This is a genomic window from Gottfriedia solisilvae (assembly GCF_002128405.1).
GTDB classification, from domain to species: Bacteria; Bacillota; Bacilli; order Bacillales; family Bacillaceae_G; genus Gottfriedia; species Gottfriedia solisilvae.
Map to the genome: position 1 here is coordinate 219,528 of NZ_NETJ01000001.1, position 25,417 is coordinate 244,944.

A 25,417-nucleotide genomic window follows, 5' to 3' on the forward strand; every position below is an offset into this window, starting at 1 on the left:
ATAATTTCAACCTTATTCAACTAAACTTCCAAATGGTGAAATAGGAGCTGAATGTCAGCTCCTAAGACTTATACAACTAACGCGCCAGTTAGTTGTACAAGGTTTTAAATACATTGGTACATAAAGTATAGAACAAAATCAGAAATACTCAGTAACAAATTTATATCTTCAATTGAAATAGTTATTATTTACAGATCCATTAGTAGATTGTTTTTCAAAGCATGTAAATACAAAATAACCTGCTGCTATTCCAATTGTTGCAATTAGTGTAGATGTTGAATTTCCAAAATACCCTCCCATAATGTATTTGATAAGGGTAAATTTCATAGAAATTATTTGTTTTAAAAATAAGTACGGGGTAATAACAAAGTATAAAGTGGGAATTCCTAGTACAATAAATCTAACCCAATTGAATTTCCAAGCTCCCTGTTTGAGGAAGTTTTTAATATTATAAGGAATCGACAATATTGCTCCAATAATTAAAGGAAACAAAGTTTGAAATTTATAATAATCAAATAAATCATAGGTAATACCACTTTGCTTATAAAGATTACTCTGATGCTTTAAACCCACTGAGATTACTACACCTAATATAATCAAATATAATAAATACCCTATTATACTTTTAATTTTATCTCCCACACAAATCCCCCTCGGTCTTAATTAATAGAGAGCTAACTAAAATATTAAACAATTGAATCCATTTTCCCTTTATTCGATTAAAAATATGTTAGGCAATTATATAGTAGTACATTAATAAATTTTTCTTCTTCTAAATATGTCTGATTGAAAATAAAGGTTGATAACTAGGAACATAAAAAGTCTGTCTAAAATTAGACAGACTTTTACTACCTTGTTTAACTAACGCGCCAGTTAGTTGCATAACTAATTTCTTCAAATCAAACAATTACTAGCGGATGTCTCCTTCTTCAACCATTAACATTAATAATTCAAGCTTTTCTATAATTTCATCCTTATCTTTCGAATTAATTGATTCTAGAGGCTTTTCCCATTCATAATTCTTGATTAATTCTATTCCAAAATTACCTTTAGGATCACCTTCTGGGTACCACCCTAAATCAATTAGTATATTTCTACTCTTATGAATTGCTTGGAATAAACTTTCAGTAAAAATCATGAACCACTCTTCATCTTGTTTTATATTTGAAGGGTCTATTTCTAAAAATGTATTATATGTTACTTCCCAACCAGACGGTATTCTTAATGGTTGAAGTTTTAGTTTGTTCTTCAAATTTTGTCTCCTTGGTTATCTATTTTATGTAGATGTCTTTCGATTACTATTCCTATTCAACTAAAGCGCCAGTTAGTTAAATAAAAAACTTATTTATTATTTTCTAAATCACTAATTCTTTGTTCTAACTCTTTAATTTTAATGAATCGTTTTTTACTCATGTTTTTGATTAACATAATTACACTAAAAATAGCTAATCCAAAAATAACTAATGCAATAAATAATGGGATAATAGTGTTCATTTAATCCTCCAATGCTAATTTAAATCTGACAAAAGTTTTCCAGTCAACTTTATATCTAAATTCAGATAAACCTATTCTAACAGAAATTTAATTCTTTATGTCTATAAAATTCTCATTAAACTATCCTGTCAAATACTTAACTAAAAAAGCAGCCATTGGCTGCTACTGTTGTTCAACTAACGCGCCAGTTAGTTGTATAACAACTTTTGTTTAATTCTCTAGTCGATTTTTCTTTTACATCTCTTTTAGTGCATCTGGTTCAGGGATGTTATTAAACATCTTTATTAGTTCATCTATACACATATCACTTGTAAAGCCTCCATTACCGCCTTTTACGATTTCTATATTAGCGGCTGTAATCATTAAAAAGGTTTTAGCACCTGACTCATCTAAAGCAATGATTTTTTCTCTTATTTTGTCTAAATCCATCATAAAATTATCTCCCTTGATTTGTTTGAATGATAGTAAATTCGCTATGAGAAAATGACTTCCTTCTTTAACTATACTACCATTTAGCGCAATAAAAAAAATCGACTATACAGCCGATCATGTTGTTCAACTAAAGCGCCAGTTAGTTGAATAAGAAAATTTTATTTCGTTCAAAAATATACGACTATCATATATAGATTTGAGATATAAATTTCACAATCATCCATAGTTTTTGAGGCTAATAATTCATCAGGATATTCTTCCCATTTAGATGCGATATGATTGAGCATTGTTTTCAAATTTGTTTGAGTGAACTCTTCAGCCTCAAGTGAAACGGAGTACATTTCATCTATTTTCCAATATTTTTCTATGTTTATAACAGAAAAACTACAACCTTGTGTATCTGCAAACTTATGAAAATCATCTAAAAATTTTTTAGTTTCTTCTAGATTTTTTGCCTCAATAAATAATGAAAATTTCATAATATTCTCCTACAATATAAACTAATTTTTCATACATACTCACCAGCGATTTTGTTCAACTAACGCGCCAGTTAGTTTAATAAGATTTTGTTCTTGTCACTTTCTTTAGAACTAAAAAAATTAATACACTCGGCAATATAAGCAAGACAATGCCTGCTACAATTAAATTAAAGGGACTGTATTTCCATCCGGCATACTCACCTTTTCTAATAGCTTTTATATATTTACCATCATCTTCTACTGCTATTGCTATTTTCGTACTAATACCTTTTATAGAATAATATTTTGTACCCTTTTTATAAACATTGGAAAAGTTACCATAATAATTACCTTCAACATCTGAATACTTTGTAACGGTTCCTATTTCTCTATCAATTTCTGTTACATTTTCATCGCTAATAACATAAGTGAAATCATTAAAAACCACAAACTTATATGCCCAATCCGCTAAAGTATTGTTTGGGTATAAAAATGAACTTATTAATGCCATAAATATGATAAAGACAGTCAAGTGCTTTCCCCTCACACTATCCCTCCTATCAGTTAATTAATTTGATTGGAAAAAAGAATATTTTGTACTTAAACTAACGCACACATTAGTTCAATAGCAAGTCTTAATGAAGTTGGGTACTGTTGCTCATTTTTATTTCATTTTAGTTTTTTTCTTTGCCATAAACGCAAATGATATTGCAGCAAAAATTGAAGCTGTAGCTACTAATATTTCAATTACTACCATTTTAAATCCATTCTTTTTATTTAAAGTTTATACAAACTATATTTATAAAATTATCTATTTTAAGTATTCCATTTTAACCTTAAATATCCCTTTTATTTATTGAATTATACGGCCATAGTGCAACAAAAAATAGACCACCGAAGTAGTCTATGGTTGTTCAACTAACGCGCCAGTTAGTTGAATAACACTTTACAATTTTTATGTATATGGAATTACAACTGCTTTACACGTTTTTTCATAAAATTCTATTGGTCCTGCTCCACCGATTATGGCATACTCATAACCAATCTCTTTCATTTCTTTTAAACAATGATGAAGTAAAGAATAGCCAATTCCATTAATTCTCTTAGTTATTGAGACTCCCATTGGTCCAAAATAACATTTTTTATTTTTATATACATCATAACAAGCGAAACCGAGAACTTCTCCATTATTATCTAAAGCAATAAATATCGAAGGGTCAATTTGTAAGAACGCATCTTTTATTGTTTGTATCCAATCACTTGAAAAGTTATTATCTACAAAATTAAATAGACTGGTATAATCGTTTCTATTTATTTTTCGAACTATTATTTGCTTAGTTGTTTCTGGAAATGTGTAATTACCAAGATGAGTGATCATATCACGAGAGGTTGTACCGAGGGTTAGAATAGTTTGCTTTTGATCTTCCGTTAAAAAGGTATCAGCTACATTTATATTAATTAATGCTTTTAGTAAATGACCTACATTTAGATATACTTGTTTGTATTTTTTCATATATTCAATGGCAAGTTCCATTACTGCCAATACATCATTGGATACAGATACATTAAAAAATTCACTCATCGAATTTTGAATTTGAACACTATCCATTTTATAGTTCAAAGTTCTTAAAGAATTTAATTTTATATCACATTTCAAAGAAATTTCGCCAAGCACACCTGTATTTTCTTGAAAACAAGCTAATAGTAAGTGTTCTGGTCTTAAGACCTCATTTTTTGAAGATTTAACTTCGTTTTCTGCGTTTCTTATAATTCTTAGAACTCTATCAGTGAGATTAATATTTGATCTAGTCAATATTACTCCTCCTTTTTAAGCGATTTTATCATTTTTGATTACAATAATCTCTTACAACTTATTAAAATTTCTTCATTTTCCCATAAAAAAACGAGCTGCCTTAAAATTATTGCAACTCATATTATTGAAGTAACGCGCCAGTTAGTTGAATAAGAAAGATCTTCTATTAGTTTGTTTAGTTCTATAAATAATTAATACATATGCTACTACTTTGACTCTTAATATCGTACGCTGAACTGACACTTCCCCATTTATATTTAAAAACTACATAATTATTTGACTTTAAATTCCTTCTTCCTAACCATTTGGTTATTAGATTATCATGGAACTCTTTTCTTTTTAGTTCTTTTTCTAATGACCAATCTGACCATGATAATTCTTCATTATTCTTTTCACTAACATAAACTAAGCTTGTTAGCTTAAGCCTATCATTAAGGAAATATAATTTAATTATGAAACTATGTTTGTCTATTTTTACGTTTTTAATTGTGTAATTTTTATGGCCATTATCATGGTCAATGAAACCACCAACATTATTAAATAATTCCGTTTTCTTAAATTCGTCTACTTTTAAATTACTATTGATTATTCCTAGTGAGGTTGTAATATTCCCAATTTCCTTTTGTATCATATGTCCTCCAAATTAAAGTTCGTTTACCTTTTTAATCGACTAAAGTGCTCTATAATTGAACAAAAAAAAGAGTTACCATGTAACTCTTGCTAAAGAACTAACGCGCCAGTTAGTACAATAAGATTTAACACGGTAAACATATTCTTAATATCATATTAGTTTATCTAACTTTAATAGCTTAAGAGCCGTTGACCGTATATTGATATATCCTAAATACAAACAAGAAAAAAAGAAGAGAATGCGCTACTAGGTTAATTACAATTATAGAATTACTTGATTGTTTTATTTTAAAGAAAGTTATAATCATTAATAAAATAATACAATGTATTATTAACAAAATGATCGAATGGGTGAAAAATATTTTAATTTCTTCAGCCTGGGTAAGCATATAATTCCTAGACTCATCTAGTCTATAAAATGAAACAATAAATTCCGAAATCCACGTAGCAATCCATAAGAAGACCGTATTTAGGACAAAAAATAATACCATTTTTTTATTGTGATGATTATTCAAAAAACTGCACTCCTTAATTATTCATGTCAGAAAGAATAGTACACTAGAAATAATTTAAGTGATTCCTAAATTTATGGTGTTAAATAGAGCGCCAGTTAGTTGCTTAGAAATTTTTATACTTATTCTTTTCTGGAAAAACCTTAAGATATGTGATGAAAAGTACTATTACGAATAGTAATATTAAAAAAATTTCTACTGGTGGATTAGGATAAAAGTACTCCGAGATCCTATCTATAATTTTAAATTCTAAGTAAACAATTGCTATGAATGCAAAACACCTTATAATCAATAAAAATAGTCCTCTATTCTTTTTAATTTTCTTAATTTTATTATAACATTACTTTTTCCACTATATTGCCATATACTTCAAAAAAAATAGAGTAGCTTTTAGCTACTCTCGATCTTCAACTATCGCGCCAGTTAGTTCAATAAGAATTTTGTTTATTTAAAATTTTAAATAATTAATTCAATAAAATTTTTCAAGTAGAAAGTTCATTATAACATCTAAAAAATAAAAGTACTCTGAGAGTAATATTAATCCTGCAAACATGAGGCCTATTCCCACTAAAATAAAAAATCCAACCCCATAATAGTTACCGAACGATAATTCAAGTCCTTCTTTTAAAACAAATTCTTTGTCTCTAAATTTTGCTTTAATTGTTTTATATGCATAGTTCGAAGATAGCACCATAGTAATTAATCCAATTAAAAAAAACGTAAATCCTATCAACATTATTGATTACTCCTGGTTATTTTTTTTATTTCTATTTTTAACTTCGGTTATTTATAAAAAAATGTTAAATCCCTCGTCCAACTTAACTGTGAAATCTATTTATAAAAAGCTGCTCGTAAGCAGCTTATACTATTAAACTAACGCGCCAGTTAGTTACATAAGACTTTTTCCAATATCTCAACAATTTCTCTTTGTCCTTGTTCCTTTGCAAAAGCTAATGCGTCCATTTCTTTCATACTTTCACCATTATATTTCACCTTAATGTTTATTCCATTTTCGATAAGTCGATTTGCAACCTCAACCTGACCATTACTTATTGCTCCAAATAAAGGATTTCTTACAGGATCACTAACATCCATTTCAACTCCTATGGACAATAAATAATTCACTACATCGAGATGGCCCCACGTAGCAGCAAGGTTTAGTGCATTTCCACCATGTGGTCCACCATCAGTATTAATATCTATCCCAATTTCAACTAGTTTTTTCACAATAATAAGTTGTCCTTTTGAAGCAGCTACGTGAAGCCACGTACCAAAAGGAGTCATCACATGTAAAGATTGAGGATTTGAAGAGATTAAATCAATCACTTTTTCAATTTCACCGTTCTTTATTGCTGATCTAATTTCCTTTGCTATTTGTTTATCATCCATTTTTCAATTTTACTCCTTGTTTTATTATGACTTCATAGTTGTAGCAAACTTTATTAATCTATCCTGCTATTTATTCCAGTAAAAAATCGACTATATAGTCGATCATGTTGTATAACTAACGCGCCAGTTAGTTGAAGTAGATTTTTAGTTTAATACCCACTGTGCTTATTTCATTAAATCATTCTTTTTAACCAATTATAAAAATAAAGACATGCGTCCTGTTCTCCATTAAAAGTATTTAAACTTGATTTGTTCCCACGTTCACTGTAATAAACTTCCCATATTCCATTGTTTATTCCAATGCAGTAGGCTTCATTAGGTAGTCCTCCTATTAAGGAATATGCACTTGGATCAACATTTTCAGCTATAAGTTTAGATTTTAATTGAGCAATATTCAATTACTACACCTCAGTTCTTAAACTAACGCGCCAGTTAGTTGTATTAGTTTCAAGTTCAGTTTCCAAATCTCCGAGTAGTATTTTATATTCTACGACTGCCATATTAATGCGAATTATCGGAAGTAAGAACTTGATTATATTCTGTATCTCTTTTTTTTCAGTTCTTTTAATCGATTCTCTAGTTTCTTCTTTTTCGATTCTATCTTGGGAACCTTACCTAAAGTGAAAAAAGATAGGATACGAATGAAAATATAGTATTCACGAGTGATACCGTCACCATCTTGCGGATCATTAATAATTTTTCCCATAACTTCTTCACTCCAGATTCTTTAGTTCACATAACATGACTTATCACTATTAAAAAAAGTGTTCTAATTTATAGATACTTTTTGGTTCTTAGTTATATAACGAATATAAAATTATGAAAATCATAAAAACTCCAATACATATGAACAAAATTCTTGTAAACCAATAATCATTAATAAAAGGAAATAGATCAATTTTATTCTCATTAAACTCTTTATAATGTATATAAAATTTATCAAAATAAAATAAACCGACCCCTAAGAATATAATCCCAGTTATAAAAACAAAGATTGCTCCTATGACTTCTTTCATTTTCAATTCCTTTCTTAATTTAAAATAAAATCAGACAAAAATATTATAAATAAAGATGCTACGGTAAAAGTTAGCCATCCTCTTTTCTTAGATACTGTTTTCTGGAGGAATTTGATTTTTGATACTATATACATAACTAAAGGAATTATTATAATTATAGAGATGTATTTAAGCCAAAAAGAGATTCCTATTTTTTCAAAATAAAAAGAAATCAAAGTTAGTACAATTACTATAGCAATACCTTGTGCAACGTTTTCCCATTTTTTCATTTACTCTATCCACCTTATAACGTCAAGTGCTGATCTTATTTCTATCATAAGGAATATATTAAAATGTACAATGGAAATTTATCCCTTTATTAATTTGATATTCAATTATCTAGCCATAGAGTGAAACAGAGGATGATCGATTAACGATCATCCTCTGTTTGTTGTTGAACTAAAGCGCCAATTAGTTATATAAGAAATCATACATCTTTATGAAAAACGGAATACATCCGTCGGGTTCAATTAAAAAAACAGAACAATTAGTTCTGTTTAATTTAAAGTAAAAGCTTAATTATTCCACCAGTTAATAATAGTACAGTGCCTGATAAAAGAGCAATTTGAGTTGAGCGATTAGATTTATGAAAAAGTTTAATTAACATTTTCTCACCCCACTATATTTTTTTATAAAGTAGTTCTCTTATTATTTATTATATTTCTTTGATAAAATAGAGATACCTTCGTACAAATTTATTTTAACATATGATAATTTGCTTGTTCAATTTTACATATAACTAACGCGCCAGTTAGTTGTAGAAGATTTCGATTAGCGAGTGCGAATCAATTATAGATTCCCCACTCAAACAAAAAGTAATGGTTTTCGGATTGTCCGAATATGTAATCATAAATATACCCTTTTTTCACTTGTATTGTTTCAACATGTTCTAATCTTTTTAAAAGTTCTCTTATAGCTGTTTTTGGGGCATTAACCGCAACTAAATCATTTTTAAACCTACGTATAAAATCATCTTTCTTTATTGTCTCTATGCAAATACTTGCACTCGGATAATATGTATTAATCCATACATTTTTAAGTGCCGTTTTCCATTCTTCATCTGAAGGCCTTGGCTCATCATTAATATCCCATTCCTCTACATCGAACAATTCCTTTTTAAATAATGCAGAAAATGCCGTTTGAACATTATTAAATTTACCTTTTTCTGTGAAAATCAAGTTTACTTGCATTGCGTTTTCTTTAAATTCATATACATCAAACAATAAATTTGTCATGCTTACATTTGCGATTTGTTCAGCAAATAAATTGAGATCATCAAACAATTCATGAATTTCTTTTTTCATAATTTCCAACCTCTTACTATTTGGTCATTTCTCTATAATTATTTAAATCTCTTTATACAACTAACGCGCCAGTTAGTTGAAAAAGAACAGTTAAAAATTTAGATGATGGATTTTAAACTAAATACACAATTAAACATAAGCCAGTTATAACTGAAATAATAATTCCAGCTTTAAAATTCTTTTTTAATCCATGTTTTTTAGAATGAAAAATTGAAATAAAACTTATTATGAACGATAGTAATATCATTACTAAATATACTACTTCCATTTTCATATGAGCGCTCCTTTTTAAAATTTATGCAGTCCATCAATCACACTGAAAGATTGAACTGTCTTACCAATTTGTCCAATGAAAAAGACCGACTACTCGTCGATCATGTTGTTCAACTAACGAAATCGTTAATTAAATTAGGATTTCTCCTTTTTATGAAACCAATGAAAAAAAAGAACGACCTCTATCAACAAATATATAACTGCTATCCAAATTAATAAATACATTTTATTTGTATCAATGGGTATTTTTTTATTAACATTCTATTTTGATAATAAAAAAATAAGACCGCAGAAGCAGTCCACCTTGTGTAAATGTCGCGCCAGTTAGTTTAAGTAGAATACTTCACAGACAACAGTATTTTAAAACAAAATTATCATAGTATTTATCCCTAGCCGTAATTCTTATTGATATAAATCTTTAATTCCTAGCTTTATGTATGATTAGAATCACTTCTTTTGAATCATTGATAATCCAATGTTTAGCATATCGGTCTATTCGAATACTTGGCGAAGTTCAATCTGTCCTTCTCCAAGACCATGTGGATCTGGCGCGCGCATCGCCCATTTGATGGCTTCCTCACGAGATTCCACATTTATGAACCAGTATCCTGCAATCAACTCATTGACTTCAGGGAATGGCCCCTCTGTAATGGTCGGCGGTTCTCCAGGAACAGGGTAAGTAATACGAATACCGTTAGAGCTTGGATGGAGTCCACCAACTGATACCAGAACTCCGGATTTCTTCAGTTCTTCATTATATTTCTTCATCGCAGCAAACATCAGATCCATCTGTTCACTTGGCATTGTCCCTGCTTCAGAATCCTTTGAAGCCTTTACAACCATCATAAATTTCATAAGTAACTACCTCCTCTAGGTTATGGCTTTCTACGGTTAATCTTTTCTTTAACATTGTTCAACTAACGCGCCAGTTAGTTGTATAAAGTATTGAAAATTGACACCTATATAAAATTAAGGTGCTACCAGTTCTACCTTAATTCTATCTGGGTCTTCAAAGAAAACAGCATAATACTCATCTCCACCTGCAAATGGATGCTTGTCTGGATAGAGGATATCAATGCCTTTTGCCTTTAATTTATTTGTCATTTCATCGACGTGTAGACGTGAGCTCGAATGAAATGCTAAATGATTAAGACCTACTCGGCACCTGTGGTAAGAAACATCTAAAAAGCGTTCTTCTGTTTGTACGAAAACTATGTAAGTATCCTCAATTTTCCAACTTTGCCCACTTTCCCATTTTTGATAAGGACTATACCCTAATTCTTCAAGAAACCATCCCCAAAACTCTATTGACCTTTTTAAATCAGAAACATATATTTCAATATGGTGAATTAATCCTTTGCCCAACATATATCCTCCTTTTTATTAAACCTTTATTTTATTAATCTACTCCACACTTTAGTACCAATTATTTCAAAACTTATTATTTAACACAATTCCTTGTTACATAAAAAATGCGCTATCCTTATGTCGGTAATGCGCTAGTTAGTTCAACAACAATTAGATTAATTTTCTAGTTTTTAGAAATTCCTTTAGTAACCTTTGTTGTTACTTTGTTTAAAATATTTACACATACTGCAAGTACTGTATAAATTACAATGATTTTAATAATTATTCTTAAAATAAAACTTGAAAAGAAACCTGCCAACCAATTCCCACCGTAATATATACATACAAATGCTAAACCCGCGGTAATAATATAAGAGATTAATAAACCTATTATTTGGAGTATAGTTAGCTCTTTTAATAAGTTTCTATTTTTAAATAATATATAAATCGTTATCACAACGAACATAACTAGCATAAATATATCTTTCATAATTACCCTCCTTTTGGTCTAATTCTAACATAATGGTTATTGAATTATCCTGCCAATAGTGTAATAAAATAGTGCTGCTTTAAGCAGCACTTTTTGTGTAACTAACGCACCAGTTAGTTGAATAAGATATTTTCAAGTAAAGAAATAAGTAAGTTAATATTTACATTTTATAGGTAAACACAAACTAATCGCTTGTTAAAATTAATTTTCGTGTTTGGGAGTCATATATTTTATAACTAATTTCAAACATATGGTCTTTTGTAACTGTCACTTCGCAAAAATAAGGGATGGACTTTCCATAAGCATCTAATTCAGGAATATCTCTGAAGGTAAAAATATCATCGGTATCGAGAAAATTAAAATCCGCTTCAGACGAACGACCGGATGAATCTATGTCAATCACACATTTACCACTGACAACATCATATTCCTTGAGCAGAACATATTTTAGGCTTGGAAGGGTTATCCATAATAGTGAGACTCCCAATAAAAATATTCCAAGACTTTTACCAACATTTGATAATGGATACTCTTTTTCAACATACATAGTTATAAAGAAAAATACTGCACCTATTACCATTAAAATTCCTAGTGTGAGCATAAAATAATACATGAACATTTATTTCACTTCCTATATTAATTAAATCGTATACAAGTAGATTTTTTAAAATTCAACAAGCAACTAGTGATATGCGTTTTTCCGATTAGAATTCTAGTTGTTCAGGCTTTTAAAGATACCATTTTAGATAAAATTATCTTTTCTTAAGTCCTTTTTTTATCGCTAAATTACAAACCAAATAAATTATATAAACAGCCGCCATAATTGCCACATAAATAATAAAGTTCTCCTTTTTGCCATCTGACCGATAAATAATTAACCATAGCAAGTACGAATATATAATAAAAACTGAACATTTTATTACAATTTGTAAAGCTTTTAATTTCCTTGTCAAAAAGAATTCCTCCCGTATTATCAATGGTGTATTTTGCTAGTTAATCCTTCCGATAGTTTAACATGTAACTAAATTAATAAATAGATTCCTTACTGTCATTTCAAAGCAAAAAAAAATCGACTAAATAGTCGATCATGTTGTTCAACTAATGCGCCAGTTAGTTAAATAATAAAAGTATGTATGAATTTAAATAATCCACATTTTATCAGAAAAATAAAATTCCAAGAGGACCGACACTCAATGGTATTAAGAATAACTGTGCTACAAATATTGACCAAGTTATTTTGTCGTTCTTATTCTTATCACATAATAATGGTCTAAAAATAAGATTTAAAAAATATGAACCTAAAATACTAATAAATATAGAATAAAGAATAAATATAAAATCCACTGAAGCATTTGGGTCGTCTGTAAGAAATGTTAGAAATGCATACAACGGAATACTTACAGGAAATATGACTAAAAAGGAGCATAAATAAATTATTGTGGTTATTATTCTGTATTTTTTCTTTTTTATCAAACCAAACACCCTTTTATTATATTTTCAAACGTTTCTTTATTAAACAAAAAGCAACAAAGATTATTGAATATATAAAGACAATAATACGGTCAAATTTTATTACTTTATAAGACCAATTCAGATATTCATACTTATCGTAAAAATAAGTACTAATTATACTGTAGTTACCACCAGATGTACTCATAATTGCATATTCAACATTAGAATCTACTAACCACAAAGCAAAAGTGTAAAATAGGATAAACGTTAAAAATATCAATAAATATCTCTTTCTCATGATGCAAACCTCATTATTAGTTATTTGAATTTTTTAAACATTTTTTATTACTATCATATTTTAACATAAATCAATTAAATTACTGATGTTTCTTATTAAGCTAAACCATTTACTCCATTAAAAAAGAACCGCCGAAGCAGTCCATGTTGTTCAACTAACGCGCTAATTAGTTACATAAGGAATTTTAATTTACTTATAAATTATTTATCTTTCCAACCACTTTCTGAATGTACTTGAATTATCTTTCCGTTAGTCAAGAAAGCTACTGTTTTACCATCAATTGTATACTTAACTAATGAAAATTGAATTTTCGCTGAATCGTATTCTGGGTTATGGCTTAAATATGCGGTGTGATCTATCATCGCTCTTGCTCCATCATGGATTTCATCATGTAACCATTCAGTTTTTCTAATATCATATTTTTTTGAAAGTTGGATTTGAGAACTTTCTAGTGATATCAATTGGTTTAAATTCAAGTTTTTTATAATAGTAGACACTTCTTTTGTTTTTTGAGCACTTCTTTGGCTATAAAAATTTTGTATTTTAGGAAGGTTTACAGCTAGAATAATAACCCCAATAACCAACAATATTATAAGACCCTTAAAACTTTTCCGTTTTTCCCTTTCAACTACAGCCATAACTATATACACTCCTTACAAATATAGTCCTAAAATAAATATATTAAATGTAAAGGTTGTATAATCCTTTATATGAGAAATCCTTTTTTGGACGAAACTGCCAGTTATAATAAAAAAGTCGCAATTTGCGACTCATGATCTTATTTTACTAACGCGCCAGTTAGTTCAAAAAATATTTAGAGTCATTATAATATGTACGAACCGATTATGCGATCAAGCTTCCTAATATCAATCTGTTTGTCTAAATTTAATTTAAAATGACCTGCTTTTGTCCAAAGTTCCAGCTCTGCATTAAAGTCTAATAATCCACCTGCATTTTCACTTGAATACATAATAATACTCTTAAATGGGATTGTGTAAACTTCGACTTTCTTTCCAGTAATTCCTTGCTTATCCGCTATAATAAGACGTTTATTAGTAACAACAGCTGTGTCTCTAATTGTCTTATAAGCAACTTCAGCTACTTCTCCTTCAACTAATATCTCTTTGACTTCACTTGGTACTTCTGTTTCTGAAATAAATGTCCATGCCTTTAGTGTACTAATTGCCATAAAAATCACTCCTATCCCATTTTTTTTAGATTTTACTTCCTTCATGCTTTAATTCAAGATTACCTTTTTGACTTTTTATACTCCTTCCTTGTTCGAAAGAAAAGGATTAACATACCCAATATTAAATACAAAGGTTGTATATCAAAGTCATTTTCAATAACTAAGTTCTTAAAAAAAACAAAGCCACCATACAATATCCAAAAAGAATGTAAAATACATAGCAAACCACCAAACTCGTGTATACATACCCAACCTCTTTTTTATCTATCATAACATTTATAGCGTGAAAGAATGTTAAATTTTGGAAATTTCATTTACATTCTTGTACAACTATCCTCTATTTAGCATAATAAAAAGACTGCTGAAGCAGTCTTAGTGATATTCAACTAACGCGCTAGTTAGTTGAAGAAGAAAATTTTCATAAAGTCTTTATTTAACTACAAGCTCCCTTTTTATAGACAACTAATCTTGTTATTTTATTTTTATTATTTAGCAAACCTACATAAACTTCATCTACTGAATCTTTCTTTATCAATAACGAAAGTTTCTCTAACGTATAGCCTGAATCCACCATCAGTTCTTGAGAAAACTGGACTACCTTTTCACTTGAACGATAGGAAAGATGTTCACCTGTAAAATTAATTCCTATGAAACCAGGTAAATTCATTTTTTGGGCAATTTTGGACTTCCCGCACTGTCCAAGATCCCTCGATGATACACCAGTATCAGTTGGCCCAACCCAATATTGCGGTATAGTAGTTTGTTCGTTCCAATCGGCATCGTTTTTAACTTGCTCCTTGCTGCATCCAATTAAAATGAAAAGTAACGCGAATCTCAAAAACATCCAACTAATTTTCTTCAAGAGTAACCTCCTGGCATTAAATTTGAAAAACTAGCTTTTTACCAATCATGGAATGGGTTTAATAAATTTCCCCCAATCTCCTCTATGGTTTCCTCAATTACTTTTCTAATCTTCTTATCCATATCCTTTTTTATAATTAAGGATTCTTTTGCCAATTCGAAGCATTTTTCTAATCCAAAACTTATAATAAAATAAGTTATATTATCTACATCATCAAAATTGTCGGTATTCCACAAATTACAAAGAATTGAATCTATCCTCTTTCTAATTTCATTGTTTAATAATTTATGAGTATAGGTTTGCCTATCATTCAACTCAAATATTGCTTCAAAAAAATAATATTTATCAATTTTTTTAAAATTATAAGCTTCTATTATTTCTATAAACAACAAATCTAATTTATCTGATGGAATACTAATTGGTAATTCACTAAAACTATCCTGACATTTAGAGCAAAAAAAGGCTGCGTAACAGGCTTTGAAGTTATACAACTACGCGCCAGTTAGTTCAATAACAATCTAATATTTTTTTAATAATCCATAGAGAAATATAAGTATTACTATAACCCCATAATATAAATACATTTTTTTAGCTTTCTTATAATAATCTGCTTTTAGTACTTTATTAGTCTTTTTTTCTTTAAAATATTTATTGAAGTGTTTATAAGTTTTAACGGCTTCATATAGGGCTAACACTCCAAAAATAATAAGTAATATTAAACTAATAGATTTTAAAACCATTAATACCACTTAACTAAAACCCCCTAAAATACAATACTTCTTTCATTCAATTTTATATTATTTTCACACTTGGAATAAGGAAAATTTTATTGGAATATCCTGACAGTTGGCTCAATAAAAATAGGACTGATTAACAGCCCTTGGATCTTCAACTAACGCGCCAGTTAGTTTAAGATTATTTATTTAAGAAATATCTAGTTTCCTAAAATTGTGATAAACTCATGATTCTTACATTGAGTTCTAATCCATGATTGAAATTCATCAATAAGAACTATTAAATCACTAATATTTTGGTTAATATTTTCCTTAAATTTTGATTCTGTATCTTCCCACAAAAAGCCAACCATTGTTTGTATTTCTTCTTCTTTAGGTTCGTCAGTTAAAAAAAGCTTCATATTTTCTAATTGTTCTATAATTAATTCCCATGTATTTTTATCTATTTCACTAACTCCCCAAAGTCCCCAAGGGCTATAGTCTTTAAACTCCTTCTCAATAGCACGAGACAAGTATGTAATAGTTTCCTCTGATAAGTAAATAGATTCTTTATTCCAATGATTACCTGTATTTTTTCCAGGTTTAATTTCTACACATGTACATTTTAGAGTCTCTACATTATAAAAAATTTTAATTGGAGGTAATTTTAATGATTCTATCGCATTTTGCATTATATACAAAAGAAAATCCCCAAAATCCTCTGCAACTATTTCTATCTCTCCCCAGTCTTCGTCTATATTAAACGAAACAACTGCTGGTTCACCTTCTTCATTGAGGTTATTTAAATCCAAACAATATATGATGTCATATAAATAGTCAATAATAGTAATGAAGTTATTAGGTAATTTATTCTCTTTTCTTTTCGACAACGTGAACCTAATGGCATCAGGATTATCTGGAGTGTATGATTCTAAAAAGTTTTCATTTGTTATACCTAAAATTTCCCATGTTCCAAAAACACCGGCACCATACTTTCCAATAAAATGACGATAGATTTTTGGGAAATTCAAACCTAAAGCTAATTCTGCTTTCTCAATTAAAAGTTCGGAACATTCACCAATATAATCACATTCAACATCGTTTTCTTCCAATAGCGCTAAAGCTATTTCATAATTTGACCAACTCATTAACTCTCCCCTTAGATGCTATTTATTATAAAGATACCATAAAAATTTCTGTTACTTCTCATTAAACTAACTTTCATATGTGAAAAAAAGGATGATCAATTATTGATCACCCTTTTTTTATTGCACAACTAAAGCGCCATTTAGTTTAATAAAATAACATAATTAATATTATTTAAATCTGCAAGTGGTTCAATATAAGCAATTTGAGTAAGTCCACTCGATTCTGTTTTTATATCTTTAACTTTCCCTATTTCAAGCTCTGGCAAGTATACTCCACCTAATCCTGAAGTAATAATAATATCACCATGTTTTAAATTCGTATCTTTTTTATTAAGTGTCATCAATAGTAGCCTTGTTTTTTGATCATATTCTTTTATTAAACCAGTTATCTTCTTATTCTTTTTAGACATTGTTGAAATATATGTTGAATAGTTTTGATTACTAATTAAATTAACTTTTGAGGTGTATTCATTTACTTTAGTAACTTTTCCAATCATTCCCTGTGTAGTAATTACGTTTGTGTTAACTTTAACACCATCTTTTGATCCTTTATTAATTTCAATATAATTTGACCAACTATCCCACTCTCTTTTTAAAACTATTGCAGAAATAGTTTCATATTTATTATTTAAATTTTTAATTCTTTCACTTATTTCCCTAAGCTCTTTGTTATCGTTTTTTAACATATCGGATTTTGCTTCAAGATATGTCATGTTATCCATCTTTTTGCTTAGATAATCATTCTCTTCTTTCATTTTGAAAAGATCCGATATATTTTTAGTATGGGCTTGGACAATTTGATTCTTATAAAGATAATATCCACCGGTAGCAATAATTAAAATTAAAATTAAGATAAAAAAATATTTTTTCATTGAAATAACCATTCAATGTCGCAAGACTCTTTAATTTTCTTTTTCACAAAACTTCCCCCTAATGTAATATTTTTCCAGTAGTTACATTAGTAGTATAATATATAAAAAATTGTTTTTAAGTTTATCGAATTTTAAATCATTTTTTAAAAGATATTTGTAATAACAGTTCATTTTTAGGAAAAGAGATTGCATAAATTGTACCTAAAACTCATTTAATGGATAATGGTGCACCTCTTGAAGTAATCCAAAGTTTATTAGGTCATGAAAAAGTGAAACAACACGTATTTATGCTGAACTAAGTGGAAAGCAACGTCATGAGCATTATAGTAAATTCTTTTAAAATAGGACCTAAAAATTGTCCTTTTTTACTTACAAAATATATTATTCAATTATCAAACACGACCCAATTTGTGAATCTTTTCACTTAAACTATACTGCCATTTAGCAATAAAAAAAGCCGCATTAGCGACTCTTGATCTTGTAAACTAACACGCCAGTTAGTTACATAAAAATTTAAAAATTATATTATATTTTCGATAACTGAATTGCATCTCTCACCGCTTTAGCTAATTCACCTTTCATTAACTCTAAACCTAAATTTATTCTATACTTTTTTAAGTGTGCATACCCTTTACGAGGTAATTTTTCAGTTGGTGTAATGTAGTAACCCTCATCTATATTCCAATTTAATACTATAAGCTTCTTATCTTTTACAGCCTTTGCATATCCTTTTACTCCTAAAAATTTTTCTATAGGAGTTAAACTAGTATCTTCTTCATTAGGATTAAGGGAAAAACATAGACTTAAAGCATCTTTTAGTAGTTCTTCTATTTGATTATCAGTATATGGAGAATCAAGAGATCGAATTTTATCTATTTCCATTGATGCACCACCATATTTTTCAGATATACCATTTGGTACAGTAAATAGGTTATCCTTGCTATCTACATAAATTGTTACTGCTTTAAAAGCATAATCCATATTTTCCTCCTTAAAATTTGAAACTCAATTCTTTTATTTAGTTATAATTTCAATATAATCGCATTTCTTCCTGCTATAAGAAGTAATGCCCGAAGAAAAGATTAATAGGTTTTCAAATTGCACTAAACAGCCAATAAGCACAATAAAAAGGCTGCAAAACAGCCTTTCATGTCCTCAACCCAGTTGTTCAATAAGAGTTTTACTACCTCATCTAATTACAATAATTATTATTCTATATTGTTCATAATTCCTTGTTGAACCATTCCGCCTATTACATAAATAAAAAAGCAGCCAATGGCTGCTTTTGATCTCCAACTAACGCGCCAGTTAGTTATATAGGAGATTCAATCTACAAACTATTGCTTTTTTTAGTTTATTGTACTTTTGGAAAACTAACACTTGGGTTAAGTTTAATGTGAACTCTTGTTTACTCTCTCGTACTGTATTATGCGTAAGCCTAAATGTCTTTTTCTAGTAATTGATTCATCAGAACTTTTTTGAGTTGACTGCGGCGACTTGATTCTACAAAAAGGTATTTTCCTTTACACATTTGCATTAAGAAAAGCAAAAGAATTTTTAAAAATTGCATTGAATAACGTTTATTTCATTTGGATATTTTATGGAAGTATCATAAATTCAGGAGGTAACACATGAAAGCAGTCACGTACCAAGGTATTAAAAATATGCAGGTTAAAAATTGGACAAGCTCCCGTGATACACCTTATACCTATATTATTTGAGAAAATTACATCTGGAGAATTTGATCCAACCGAAATTGTAAGCCATCAAATCTTCTGGATCAGGCAAGTGAAGCTTATCGGATTTTTAACGACCATCAGGATGAATGTATCAAGGTCATTCTAAAACCATAATAAAAACAAGAAGAAAAGCCGTACTCTTCGGAATACGGCTTTTTCCATATGATATATATAAGGAAGTGTAATTACATATATGAAAGTACTTTCAATGATTCAACCTTGGGCCAGCCTTTTCCTTTTTAATGAAGCACAATACGAAACAAGAACATGGAAAACTAAATATCGTGGTCCATTGGCGATTCACACAAGTAAAAAAATAGATAGTAATGTTTGTCATAACAATGCAATTCAGCATTTGCTTAGTAAGCACGAGTTGAATAGGAGCAATCTACCAACCGGCATGATTATTGGTGTCTGTAATCTTATTAATTGTTTAAAAGTAATAGAAGATAATCAAGAAAGTGCAGTATTGGAAGATGGACGTATTGTATCAGGAAATGACTACTTCTTAGGAGATTTTAGAGTAGGGAATTATATTTGGGAAGTTTCCAATAAAGAAATGTTAATCGATTTTATACCAGCTAAAGGAAAATTAGGTTTATGGGAATACGATATAAATTAGTTGTTTACTTCTGGAAAAAAACACTAATAATGCGTTAGCGCTTAACAGTGAATATTTTCAGTATGAAATTTTATTAATTGTATTGTATAAATTAAACAAATCTTCTTTGCCGACCAACCCACTATATAGTGAAAAAGAGGATGATTGATTCATGATCATCCCTTTTGTTCTTCAACTAAAGAGCCAGTTAGTTCAATGTGTTATCTATAGTTATCTTTCTTTTCCTCCATTTAATAATAGCAATGATAATTAGACCAATTAACATTATAAGTGTTGGTATTCCTTCAATATAAAACAATCCAGCCCAATAGGCCCACCATGGACCATAAGGGTCATCGGTTGCCATTCCACCTATAAAGAAAGCCATAGGAAATGCAAGAGCGAATAGTACTGCTCCTGAAATAAGTATACCTTTCCCAACTTCCATTATATCTCTACTCCTTTTTTCACCAACAAGAAGTTAGTTATTTCTTTTCACTATTTCGTTTTAATTATAACACTTTCTTATTCCCCTGAACTGCTCTTCGTGCAATAAAAAAGAACCGCTGCAGCAGTCCATCTTTGTTCAACTAACGCGCCAGTTAATTGAATAAGAAATTCTTATATAGTGTTCCAATATTGATGGCTTACTTCTGCAAGTTTACTAATTGAAATTTCTTGCTTTTCTTGATCATAAATTTTTATGGTTTCTGTTTGTATATAGAAATTACCACCAGTATTTAACTTACTTAAACACTTTAAAACTACTTTATTATCTATTTCTTCTGCTTCTATGATTTCCAACTCATACTTTTTCAGTAACTCTGAATCAATTACAGTAAAATCATTCTCTTCCCAAAATTTGAAGTTAATTTCTTCGTAATTTATAAACTCACATATAAAAGATGTAAAATTTTTATTAATTAACTTAGCTAAATACTCGATCTCGATTTCCATTGATATCGTTTTAGTACGTTCTATAAGTTGAGTAATAGTGCCATCGTGAAACATATTAAGTACATTGATTTGTTCTATATTTTTCAAGTTTCCACCTTCTTATAGATACTTGTGATATGTAACTAACGCGCCAGTTAGTTTAATAACGATAATAAAAAATATTCTTTTATAATTGCAGTTTTTGTAAAGGCTTGTAGTTTAAAAAAGCCTTATACCTCTTAAACCTTTTCAAATCGTACTAATGTATGTTCGTAAATATTAATCTCATTTACGTTAAAATGATTTAACTTTAGCGTTAATTCGCCAATACGTTTTTCGTCTTCTTCTCCAACCCAACAACTATATAATTCAAAATAATCACCTTTTTCTAGGTAATTATCTAGGATTTTACAAAGTTCAGTTAATTTATTTTTTGACTCTAAATTCCTTTTACTTTTTGAATACTTTAGTATTTCTATTCCCCAATGACTAGATACTTCATATACATAAGGAGTTGAAAATTGAAACTTTCTAACATTTATTTTGTTGTGATCATCAGAAAAACAATCACCAATGATTATTAAATCCTCAGAATCTTCATCACTCAGTGGAATTTCAATATTTGTACCTATATATGTTGCTAAACTCATTTCAAATCAATCCTTATAATTTATTTGGAATCTTCTCTACTTAATAACTCCAATAATAAACTAATCTTTAATTTTTAATAACTACTTACTTAAATTTTTTTTGAACTATACTGCCAAATACATAAATAAAAAAGCAGCCAATGGCTGCTCTCGAACTTCAACTAACGCGCCAGTTAGTTCAACAAGAAAATTTAAAATTTATATCCGTAACCATTCAGCATGGTTTTTGTATTTTCTATTTTCGTTAGTACAATATGATTGAGAAAGTTAGTGTCATTAGATTCAATTGCTTTTTTTAATTCATTTAATTCCTTAAGTTCACTGTTTAAGAAAATTTGAAATTTATCTTCACTATCAAACTCACTTCTATGGTTATCAATAATAGCTGAGATATTCTGATTTATATATGCTTCTACTACTTTTAATGCACCTTCATAATTTTTAAATTTTAAAAATAAATGTAGTTTTTCATCACTCATATATCTTATTTCCCCATAATTTTGCAGATCAGAATCAATTTCGAATTTCAAAAAATCTTCTTCGGTTTGTACACTTTCAAAAATTGGTAAAATCTCTTTTTTGAATTGATATTTACATTTTTCAAGTTCTTCTTGAATACTTTTTATGCTCAAAGGATTATAACGAAACTCACCAGAATCGTAATCTCCGAAATCATACAATCTAAATGAACCTTCTTTTAATAGACTTTTATCGTTATCCCTAGAAAATGGGAAGATGCCGATATTAAGTGTAAAATCAAATGGAGATTTTTTAAAGATATTAATCGTTTGTATAATCTCATTGTTTGTCACCCTAATAAACAATGAACCTTTTATAATAAACCCTAAGGGTAACAAAATCTCTTTAAAGTTTTCTTTATATTTTTGTGTAAGATTAGAAGTTAATTTCATTTTTGTAGACCTTCCTCATATGAAAAAACTTGGATAAAATACTTGAATTTCATAGGTATATTTAATCCGATTATATCATTTTCTTATTCAACTAGCCTGCCAATTACAAAGGAGTCGATCATCATCGACTCCTGGATTTTGAACTAACGCGCCAGTTAGTTATATAAGGGACAGTTGTAAATTAAATCTTAAATTTTAAATAGTCATAAAACACATTCCTACAAAAGCTAATCCAAATATAAATAGCAATATTTTTAGAATATACCAAGGTATAAAGGCAAATATTTCGTAAATAATATCACCAATCAAACTACCATTATATCCTCCACCTGCTTCATTTCTTTTTCCTAATTTTTCATGATTAGATTTTTTGTAAAAAATACCCCAGACAATAAAACAAAGTCCTATTATTAACTGGATATAAGCTTGTGTTTCAACTATTTTATTAAACATTTTGACTGCTCCTATTTCTTCTTGATTCAAGCTATTATTCTATATATACCATTATTTTTATAGAACTAATCTGCATGATAGCATAAAAAATAAAAAAATAGACTGCCATAGCAGCCTTTAGATATTCAACTATCACGCCAGTTATAATGGGTTGCAACTGTAACAATGAAAGAAATAACAATAGAAATAATGATAGAAACAGAAGAAGAGATAGAGTTTTTACGTTTAATGCGAAAATCACGATTGATAAAGATGAGTTCTGTGTGCAGTAGATCGTTGCGACGATGACAGACGCGATATTTTCGGTCGTCGTATTTGTGACAGAGGTAGTTGGTGGTAAGTTAAAAAAGCAGAAAAACATAGTTATGTAAACTAGCATTGTACCAAAAATTTAAAATAAAAAACTCTTCCCTAATTCGTGAAGGAAGAGCTTTGTAATTTTTAATTGGTTGAAATTCCGCGAGCTGCCCAGATTGAATCAATTTGAGCTCCGTGCGCCCCGCCGTAAAGCAGTACATCAGCTTGTTTAATAGCTCTAGCTCCATCACTGAATGTTGCATTTGGAGTCAAAGAAAAGTGAGACTGCAAGATGATCTTGGTCGCAATATCGCGTCCAAACGCTTGCGCCATGTCATACTCCCCTTGAGACCAGATTTCACCATCCGCATGCACTTCCCCTGCCCAATCACGAGGATAGACTTTATTATTGTCTAGTCGACGTAGGCAAGGAGGATTGCTTGATGAATATGAAGTAGCATCCCATTCACCAATGCATCCTTTACCATACCCATTTGTTGACAGAGAATCTTCATAAGTAGCACCTAGGAAATCCCCGAAGCCCTCTCCCATTGCGCCTCCTTCAGCGGAGTTGCCAAAGCCAGGAACTTGGTTATCTTGGATCGAGTGTCCATATTCATGTGCGATAATTCCTGCATCCTCAGCATCATCTACTCCACCAGATCCAAACGTCAACTCTTTTGTGGATGGAGAGTAGAAAGAGTTATCTTTAGTATAAGTATTTACATTGGCTTTAATCGAACGATTATTAATATTCTGAAAACCTATTGACTGGATATAACGTTGTAACGTGTCAATATGATAATAGGTGTTCACATCCTCAAAGCTATCATTTGATCGGGTAAAGTTGAACGTATTCGATGATGAGAAGGTTTTTGCTTTCGAGTAAATGTTTACATAGCTACCTTTTAAGTAGCCAGATCCATCAAGTCCTAATAGACTGACCGCTTTTAATTGATTGTTCAGTGAAGTGGAGTCTGCATCTCTGTTATCAGTGATACCTGTAGTAGAGCCAAGCGTTGCCACTGGATTGGGCATGAATACTTTTCCTGTTCCAGTCGCACGTTGGTTTAGATTTCTTTTCTTTAATAGTTTTCCGTTTTCAGCATGAATGTACGATTCCCAAGCACCAAACGGCTCATCCGTATGTACAACAACGCGATAAATTGGAATAGCTACACCATCTTCAACCATATAACCAAATTCTTTAGAGTTTTTTGCCCAATTGCCATTGTCTTTTGCACCGATGTGTTTAAGCGCTTTTGATTCTGCATCCTCTTTTGACATTTTATTTTTTATTTTTTCAACTGATTTGTACGGCACATAATCGGAAACAACAAGCAGAACTTTTCCTGTTTGATCCAAAGTAACCGTAACTTGATTGGAGAATACTGGTGCTCCCTCTATTGTTTGCTGATAGCGTACATAAGTACCGTTTTCTGAATTAATTACGGTTTCAACATTCAAATCGGAGAGGTCTTCTTTGAGGTTATACTTGTCAGCGTGTTCCCTTAGATACTGATCCGCAGCCGTTCTGACATCGGACGTTTCGATTACTGCTGCTTGTGAGTGAGCACCTCTTTCTGCCATGACAGTTGGAACCGTCATCGTTAATAAAATTGATGCGGCTACGATAATACTCTTGCGTTTCTTCATTGCTTTTCCTCCCATTCTTCTAAGAAATTTTAATGTTCAGAATTATTTTATAATTTACTCCTTGAATTAACAATGTTTACTTTTTATTAAATTACGTCAAGTTTCGCAGACTGAAATTGGGAAATACACCTTGATATAACTTGGAAGTCCCGTAATCCATTCCTGTAGTTACTTAACAACATGGTATACTTTTACGGACTAAAGAAAGGATTTTTATACGTTGATATTGATAATTGCTAATGGGATGAGTCTGTCTTTGTTTATATATTCATAAATCATTTTCGGTGCGTATGAAAATTTAGTAGCAGAGCTGGTCCAGTAAGTTGAATACTTGGTCCCCTTGAAATCTAGTTTCGTTTCCACAAATAAAGAAAGAGCGTAATTTGAACAAGATTGTTCAAATCACGCTCTTAATAAATTCAAATAGAGTATTCTAGTTTGAA

The 25,417-nt window shown here is 29.8% G+C and carries 34 protein-coding genes and 2 pseudogenes; 3 read left to right on the top strand and 33 right to left on the bottom strand.

Going from position 1 to position 25,417, the window contains the following annotated elements; translation table 11 throughout:
- Positions 1 to 168: 168 nt before the first annotated feature.
- From CAB05_RS00925 to mreC, 26 genes are all read right to left on the bottom strand, one after another.
- Positions 169 to 642 carry a hypothetical protein gene (locus tag CAB05_RS00925; protein WP_087997928.1) on the bottom strand — a complete coding sequence of 158 codons (474 nt, stop codon included), beginning with the start codon at positions 640 to 642 and terminating at the stop codon, positions 169 to 171.
- A 268-nt stretch (positions 643 to 910) separates the two neighbouring features.
- On the bottom strand, positions 911 to 1,252 hold the full coding sequence (locus CAB05_RS00930; RefSeq protein ID WP_087997930.1) for a hypothetical protein: 342 nt from the start codon (positions 1,250 to 1,252) through the stop codon (positions 911 to 913).
- 89 nt (positions 1,253 to 1,341) lie between these two features.
- Positions 1,342 to 1,494, bottom strand: a complete 153-nt coding sequence (locus tag CAB05_RS21975; protein WP_158093146.1) for a hypothetical protein — start codon at positions 1,492 to 1,494, stop codon at positions 1,342 to 1,344.
- A 234-nt stretch (positions 1,495 to 1,728) separates the two neighbouring features.
- The gene (locus CAB05_RS00935; RefSeq protein ID WP_087997931.1) at positions 1,729 to 1,926 is read right to left on the bottom strand and encodes a hypothetical protein; all 198 of its coding nucleotides are present in this window, start codon (positions 1,924 to 1,926) and stop codon (positions 1,729 to 1,731) included.
- 167 nt (positions 1,927 to 2,093) lie between these two features.
- Entirely contained in the window at positions 2,094 to 2,405 is a 312-nt protein-coding gene (locus CAB05_RS00940; protein WP_087997932.1) for a hypothetical protein, read from the bottom strand.
- A gap of 76 nt (positions 2,406 to 2,481) precedes the next feature.
- Complete coding sequence (locus CAB05_RS00945) at positions 2,482 to 2,895, bottom strand: hypothetical protein (RefSeq protein WP_235821338.1); 414 nt, start codon at positions 2,893 to 2,895, stop codon at positions 2,482 to 2,484.
- Between the two features lie 444 nt (positions 2,896 to 3,339).
- A complete protein-coding gene (locus CAB05_RS00950) occupies positions 3,340 to 4,197 on the bottom strand; it encodes a GNAT family N-acetyltransferase (RefSeq protein ID WP_235821339.1) in 858 nt (285 codons plus the stop codon).
- A 181-nt stretch (positions 4,198 to 4,378) separates the two neighbouring features.
- A complete protein-coding gene (locus CAB05_RS00955) occupies positions 4,379 to 4,828 on the bottom strand; it encodes a hypothetical protein (RefSeq protein ID WP_087997934.1) in 450 nt (149 codons plus the stop codon).
- Positions 4,829 to 5,808: 980 nt separating this feature from the next.
- Positions 5,809 to 6,075, bottom strand: a complete 267-nt coding sequence (locus CAB05_RS00965) for a hypothetical protein (protein ID WP_087997937.1) — start codon at positions 6,073 to 6,075, stop codon at positions 5,809 to 5,811.
- Positions 6,076 to 6,224: 149 nt separating this feature from the next.
- On the bottom strand, positions 6,225 to 6,728 hold the full coding sequence (locus tag CAB05_RS00970; RefSeq protein WP_087997939.1) for an ankyrin repeat domain-containing protein: 504 nt from the start codon (positions 6,726 to 6,728) through the stop codon (positions 6,225 to 6,227).
- A gap of 173 nt (positions 6,729 to 6,901) precedes the next feature.
- The gene (locus CAB05_RS00975; RefSeq protein WP_087997940.1) at positions 6,902 to 7,126 is read right to left on the bottom strand and encodes a hypothetical protein; all 225 of its coding nucleotides are present in this window, start codon (positions 7,124 to 7,126) and stop codon (positions 6,902 to 6,904) included.
- A 134-nt stretch (positions 7,127 to 7,260) separates the two neighbouring features.
- Positions 7,261 to 7,434, bottom strand: a complete 174-nt coding sequence (locus tag CAB05_RS21980; protein ID WP_158093147.1) for a hypothetical protein — start codon at positions 7,432 to 7,434, stop codon at positions 7,261 to 7,263.
- Positions 7,435 to 7,758: 324 nt separating this feature from the next.
- Positions 7,759 to 8,013 carry a hypothetical protein gene (locus CAB05_RS00985; protein ID WP_087997942.1) on the bottom strand — a complete coding sequence of 85 codons (255 nt, stop codon included), beginning with the start codon at positions 8,011 to 8,013 and terminating at the stop codon, positions 7,759 to 7,761.
- Between the two features lie 555 nt (positions 8,014 to 8,568).
- On the bottom strand, positions 8,569 to 9,087 hold the full coding sequence (locus CAB05_RS00990) for a hypothetical protein (protein WP_167374452.1): 519 nt from the start codon (positions 9,085 to 9,087) through the stop codon (positions 8,569 to 8,571).
- 112 nt (positions 9,088 to 9,199) lie between these two features.
- On the bottom strand, positions 9,200 to 9,361 hold the full coding sequence (locus CAB05_RS21985) for a hypothetical protein (protein ID WP_158093148.1): 162 nt from the start codon (positions 9,359 to 9,361) through the stop codon (positions 9,200 to 9,202).
- Positions 9,362 to 9,852: 491 nt separating this feature from the next.
- Positions 9,853 to 10,215, bottom strand: coding sequence for a YciI family protein (locus tag CAB05_RS00995; RefSeq protein ID WP_087997943.1), 363 nt, complete (start codon positions 10,213 to 10,215; stop codon positions 9,853 to 9,855).
- Positions 10,216 to 10,329: 114 nt separating this feature from the next.
- Positions 10,330 to 10,725: a VOC family protein gene (locus tag CAB05_RS01000; RefSeq protein WP_087997944.1), complete on the bottom strand. Its 396-nt coding sequence runs from the start codon at positions 10,723 to 10,725 to the stop codon at positions 10,330 to 10,332.
- A gap of 166 nt (positions 10,726 to 10,891) precedes the next feature.
- Positions 10,892 to 11,197, bottom strand: a complete 306-nt coding sequence (locus tag CAB05_RS01005) for a hypothetical protein (RefSeq protein WP_087997945.1) — start codon at positions 11,195 to 11,197, stop codon at positions 10,892 to 10,894.
- A 184-nt stretch (positions 11,198 to 11,381) separates the two neighbouring features.
- Complete coding sequence (locus tag CAB05_RS01010) at positions 11,382 to 11,816, bottom strand: hypothetical protein (protein ID WP_087997946.1); 435 nt, start codon at positions 11,814 to 11,816, stop codon at positions 11,382 to 11,384.
- 1,331 nt (positions 11,817 to 13,147) lie between these two features.
- The gene (locus CAB05_RS01030; protein WP_087997950.1) at positions 13,148 to 13,585 is read right to left on the bottom strand and encodes a hypothetical protein; all 438 of its coding nucleotides are present in this window, start codon (positions 13,583 to 13,585) and stop codon (positions 13,148 to 13,150) included.
- Positions 13,586 to 13,770: 185 nt separating this feature from the next.
- A complete protein-coding gene (locus CAB05_RS01035) occupies positions 13,771 to 14,136 on the bottom strand; it encodes a PH domain-containing protein (protein WP_087997951.1) in 366 nt (121 codons plus the stop codon).
- Positions 14,137 to 14,569: 433 nt separating this feature from the next.
- Positions 14,570 to 14,998: a hypothetical protein gene (locus CAB05_RS01040; protein ID WP_087997952.1), complete on the bottom strand. Its 429-nt coding sequence runs from the start codon at positions 14,996 to 14,998 to the stop codon at positions 14,570 to 14,572.
- A gap of 38 nt (positions 14,999 to 15,036) precedes the next feature.
- Positions 15,037 to 15,489: a hypothetical protein gene (locus CAB05_RS01045; RefSeq protein ID WP_087997953.1), complete on the bottom strand. Its 453-nt coding sequence runs from the start codon at positions 15,487 to 15,489 to the stop codon at positions 15,037 to 15,039.
- A gap of 27 nt (positions 15,490 to 15,516) precedes the next feature.
- Entirely contained in the window at positions 15,517 to 15,747 is a 231-nt protein-coding gene (locus CAB05_RS01050) for a hypothetical protein (RefSeq protein ID WP_087997954.1), read from the bottom strand.
- Positions 15,748 to 15,932: 185 nt separating this feature from the next.
- The gene (locus CAB05_RS01055) at positions 15,933 to 16,859 is read right to left on the bottom strand and encodes an SMI1/KNR4 family protein (protein WP_087997955.1); all 927 of its coding nucleotides are present in this window, start codon (positions 16,857 to 16,859) and stop codon (positions 15,933 to 15,935) included.
- Positions 16,860 to 16,999: 140 nt separating this feature from the next.
- A complete protein-coding gene (mreC, locus tag CAB05_RS01060; protein WP_158093149.1) occupies positions 17,000 to 17,731 on the bottom strand; it encodes a rod shape-determining protein MreC in 732 nt (243 codons plus the stop codon).
- A gap of 206 nt (positions 17,732 to 17,937) precedes the next feature.
- Between mreC and CAB05_RS22385 the strand changes: the two are divergent.
- Positions 17,938 to 18,071, top strand: a pseudogene (locus CAB05_RS22385) (tyrosine-type recombinase/integrase); the annotation flags it as partial.
- A 185-nt stretch (positions 18,072 to 18,256) separates the two neighbouring features.
- On the opposite strand, the gene CAB05_RS01070 reads toward CAB05_RS22385, so the two are convergent.
- Positions 18,257 to 18,712 (bottom strand): hypothetical protein, encoded by a 456-nt coding sequence (locus tag CAB05_RS01070; protein WP_087997957.1) that lies wholly within the window; start codon positions 18,710 to 18,712, stop codon positions 18,257 to 18,259.
- Between the two features lie 690 nt (positions 18,713 to 19,402).
- Between CAB05_RS01070 and CAB05_RS22395 the strand changes: the two are divergent.
- Positions 19,403 to 19,584: pseudogene (locus CAB05_RS22395) on the top strand (glutathione-dependent formaldehyde dehydrogenase); the annotation flags it as partial.
- Between the two features lie 79 nt (positions 19,585 to 19,663).
- The gene (locus tag CAB05_RS01080) at positions 19,664 to 20,092 is read left to right on the top strand and encodes an ASCH domain-containing protein (protein WP_087997959.1); all 429 of its coding nucleotides are present in this window, start codon (positions 19,664 to 19,666) and stop codon (positions 20,090 to 20,092) included.
- Positions 20,093 to 20,279: 187 nt separating this feature from the next.
- Here the strand turns inward: CAB05_RS01080 and CAB05_RS01085 are convergent, their stop codons facing one another.
- From CAB05_RS01085 to CAB05_RS01110, 6 genes are all read right to left on the bottom strand, one after another.
- Entirely contained in the window at positions 20,280 to 20,519 is a 240-nt protein-coding gene (locus tag CAB05_RS01085) for a hypothetical protein (RefSeq protein WP_087997960.1), read from the bottom strand.
- Between the two features lie 173 nt (positions 20,520 to 20,692).
- Positions 20,693 to 21,115 (bottom strand): hypothetical protein, encoded by a 423-nt coding sequence (locus CAB05_RS01090; RefSeq protein ID WP_087997961.1) that lies wholly within the window; start codon positions 21,113 to 21,115, stop codon positions 20,693 to 20,695.
- Between the two features lie 131 nt (positions 21,116 to 21,246).
- A complete protein-coding gene (locus CAB05_RS01095) occupies positions 21,247 to 21,657 on the bottom strand; it encodes a hypothetical protein (protein WP_087997962.1) in 411 nt (136 codons plus the stop codon).
- A 191-nt stretch (positions 21,658 to 21,848) separates the two neighbouring features.
- Positions 21,849 to 22,568 (bottom strand): hypothetical protein, encoded by a 720-nt coding sequence (locus CAB05_RS01100; RefSeq protein ID WP_087997963.1) that lies wholly within the window; start codon positions 22,566 to 22,568, stop codon positions 21,849 to 21,851.
- A gap of 195 nt (positions 22,569 to 22,763) precedes the next feature.
- Positions 22,764 to 23,051 (bottom strand): hypothetical protein, encoded by a 288-nt coding sequence (locus tag CAB05_RS01105; RefSeq protein ID WP_142283036.1) that lies wholly within the window; start codon positions 23,049 to 23,051, stop codon positions 22,764 to 22,766.
- A gap of 411 nt (positions 23,052 to 23,462) precedes the next feature.
- On the bottom strand, positions 23,463 to 24,974 hold the full coding sequence (locus tag CAB05_RS01110) for a M36 family metallopeptidase (protein WP_087997965.1): 1,512 nt from the start codon (positions 24,972 to 24,974) through the stop codon (positions 23,463 to 23,465).
- Positions 24,975 to 25,417 lie beyond the last annotated feature (443 nt).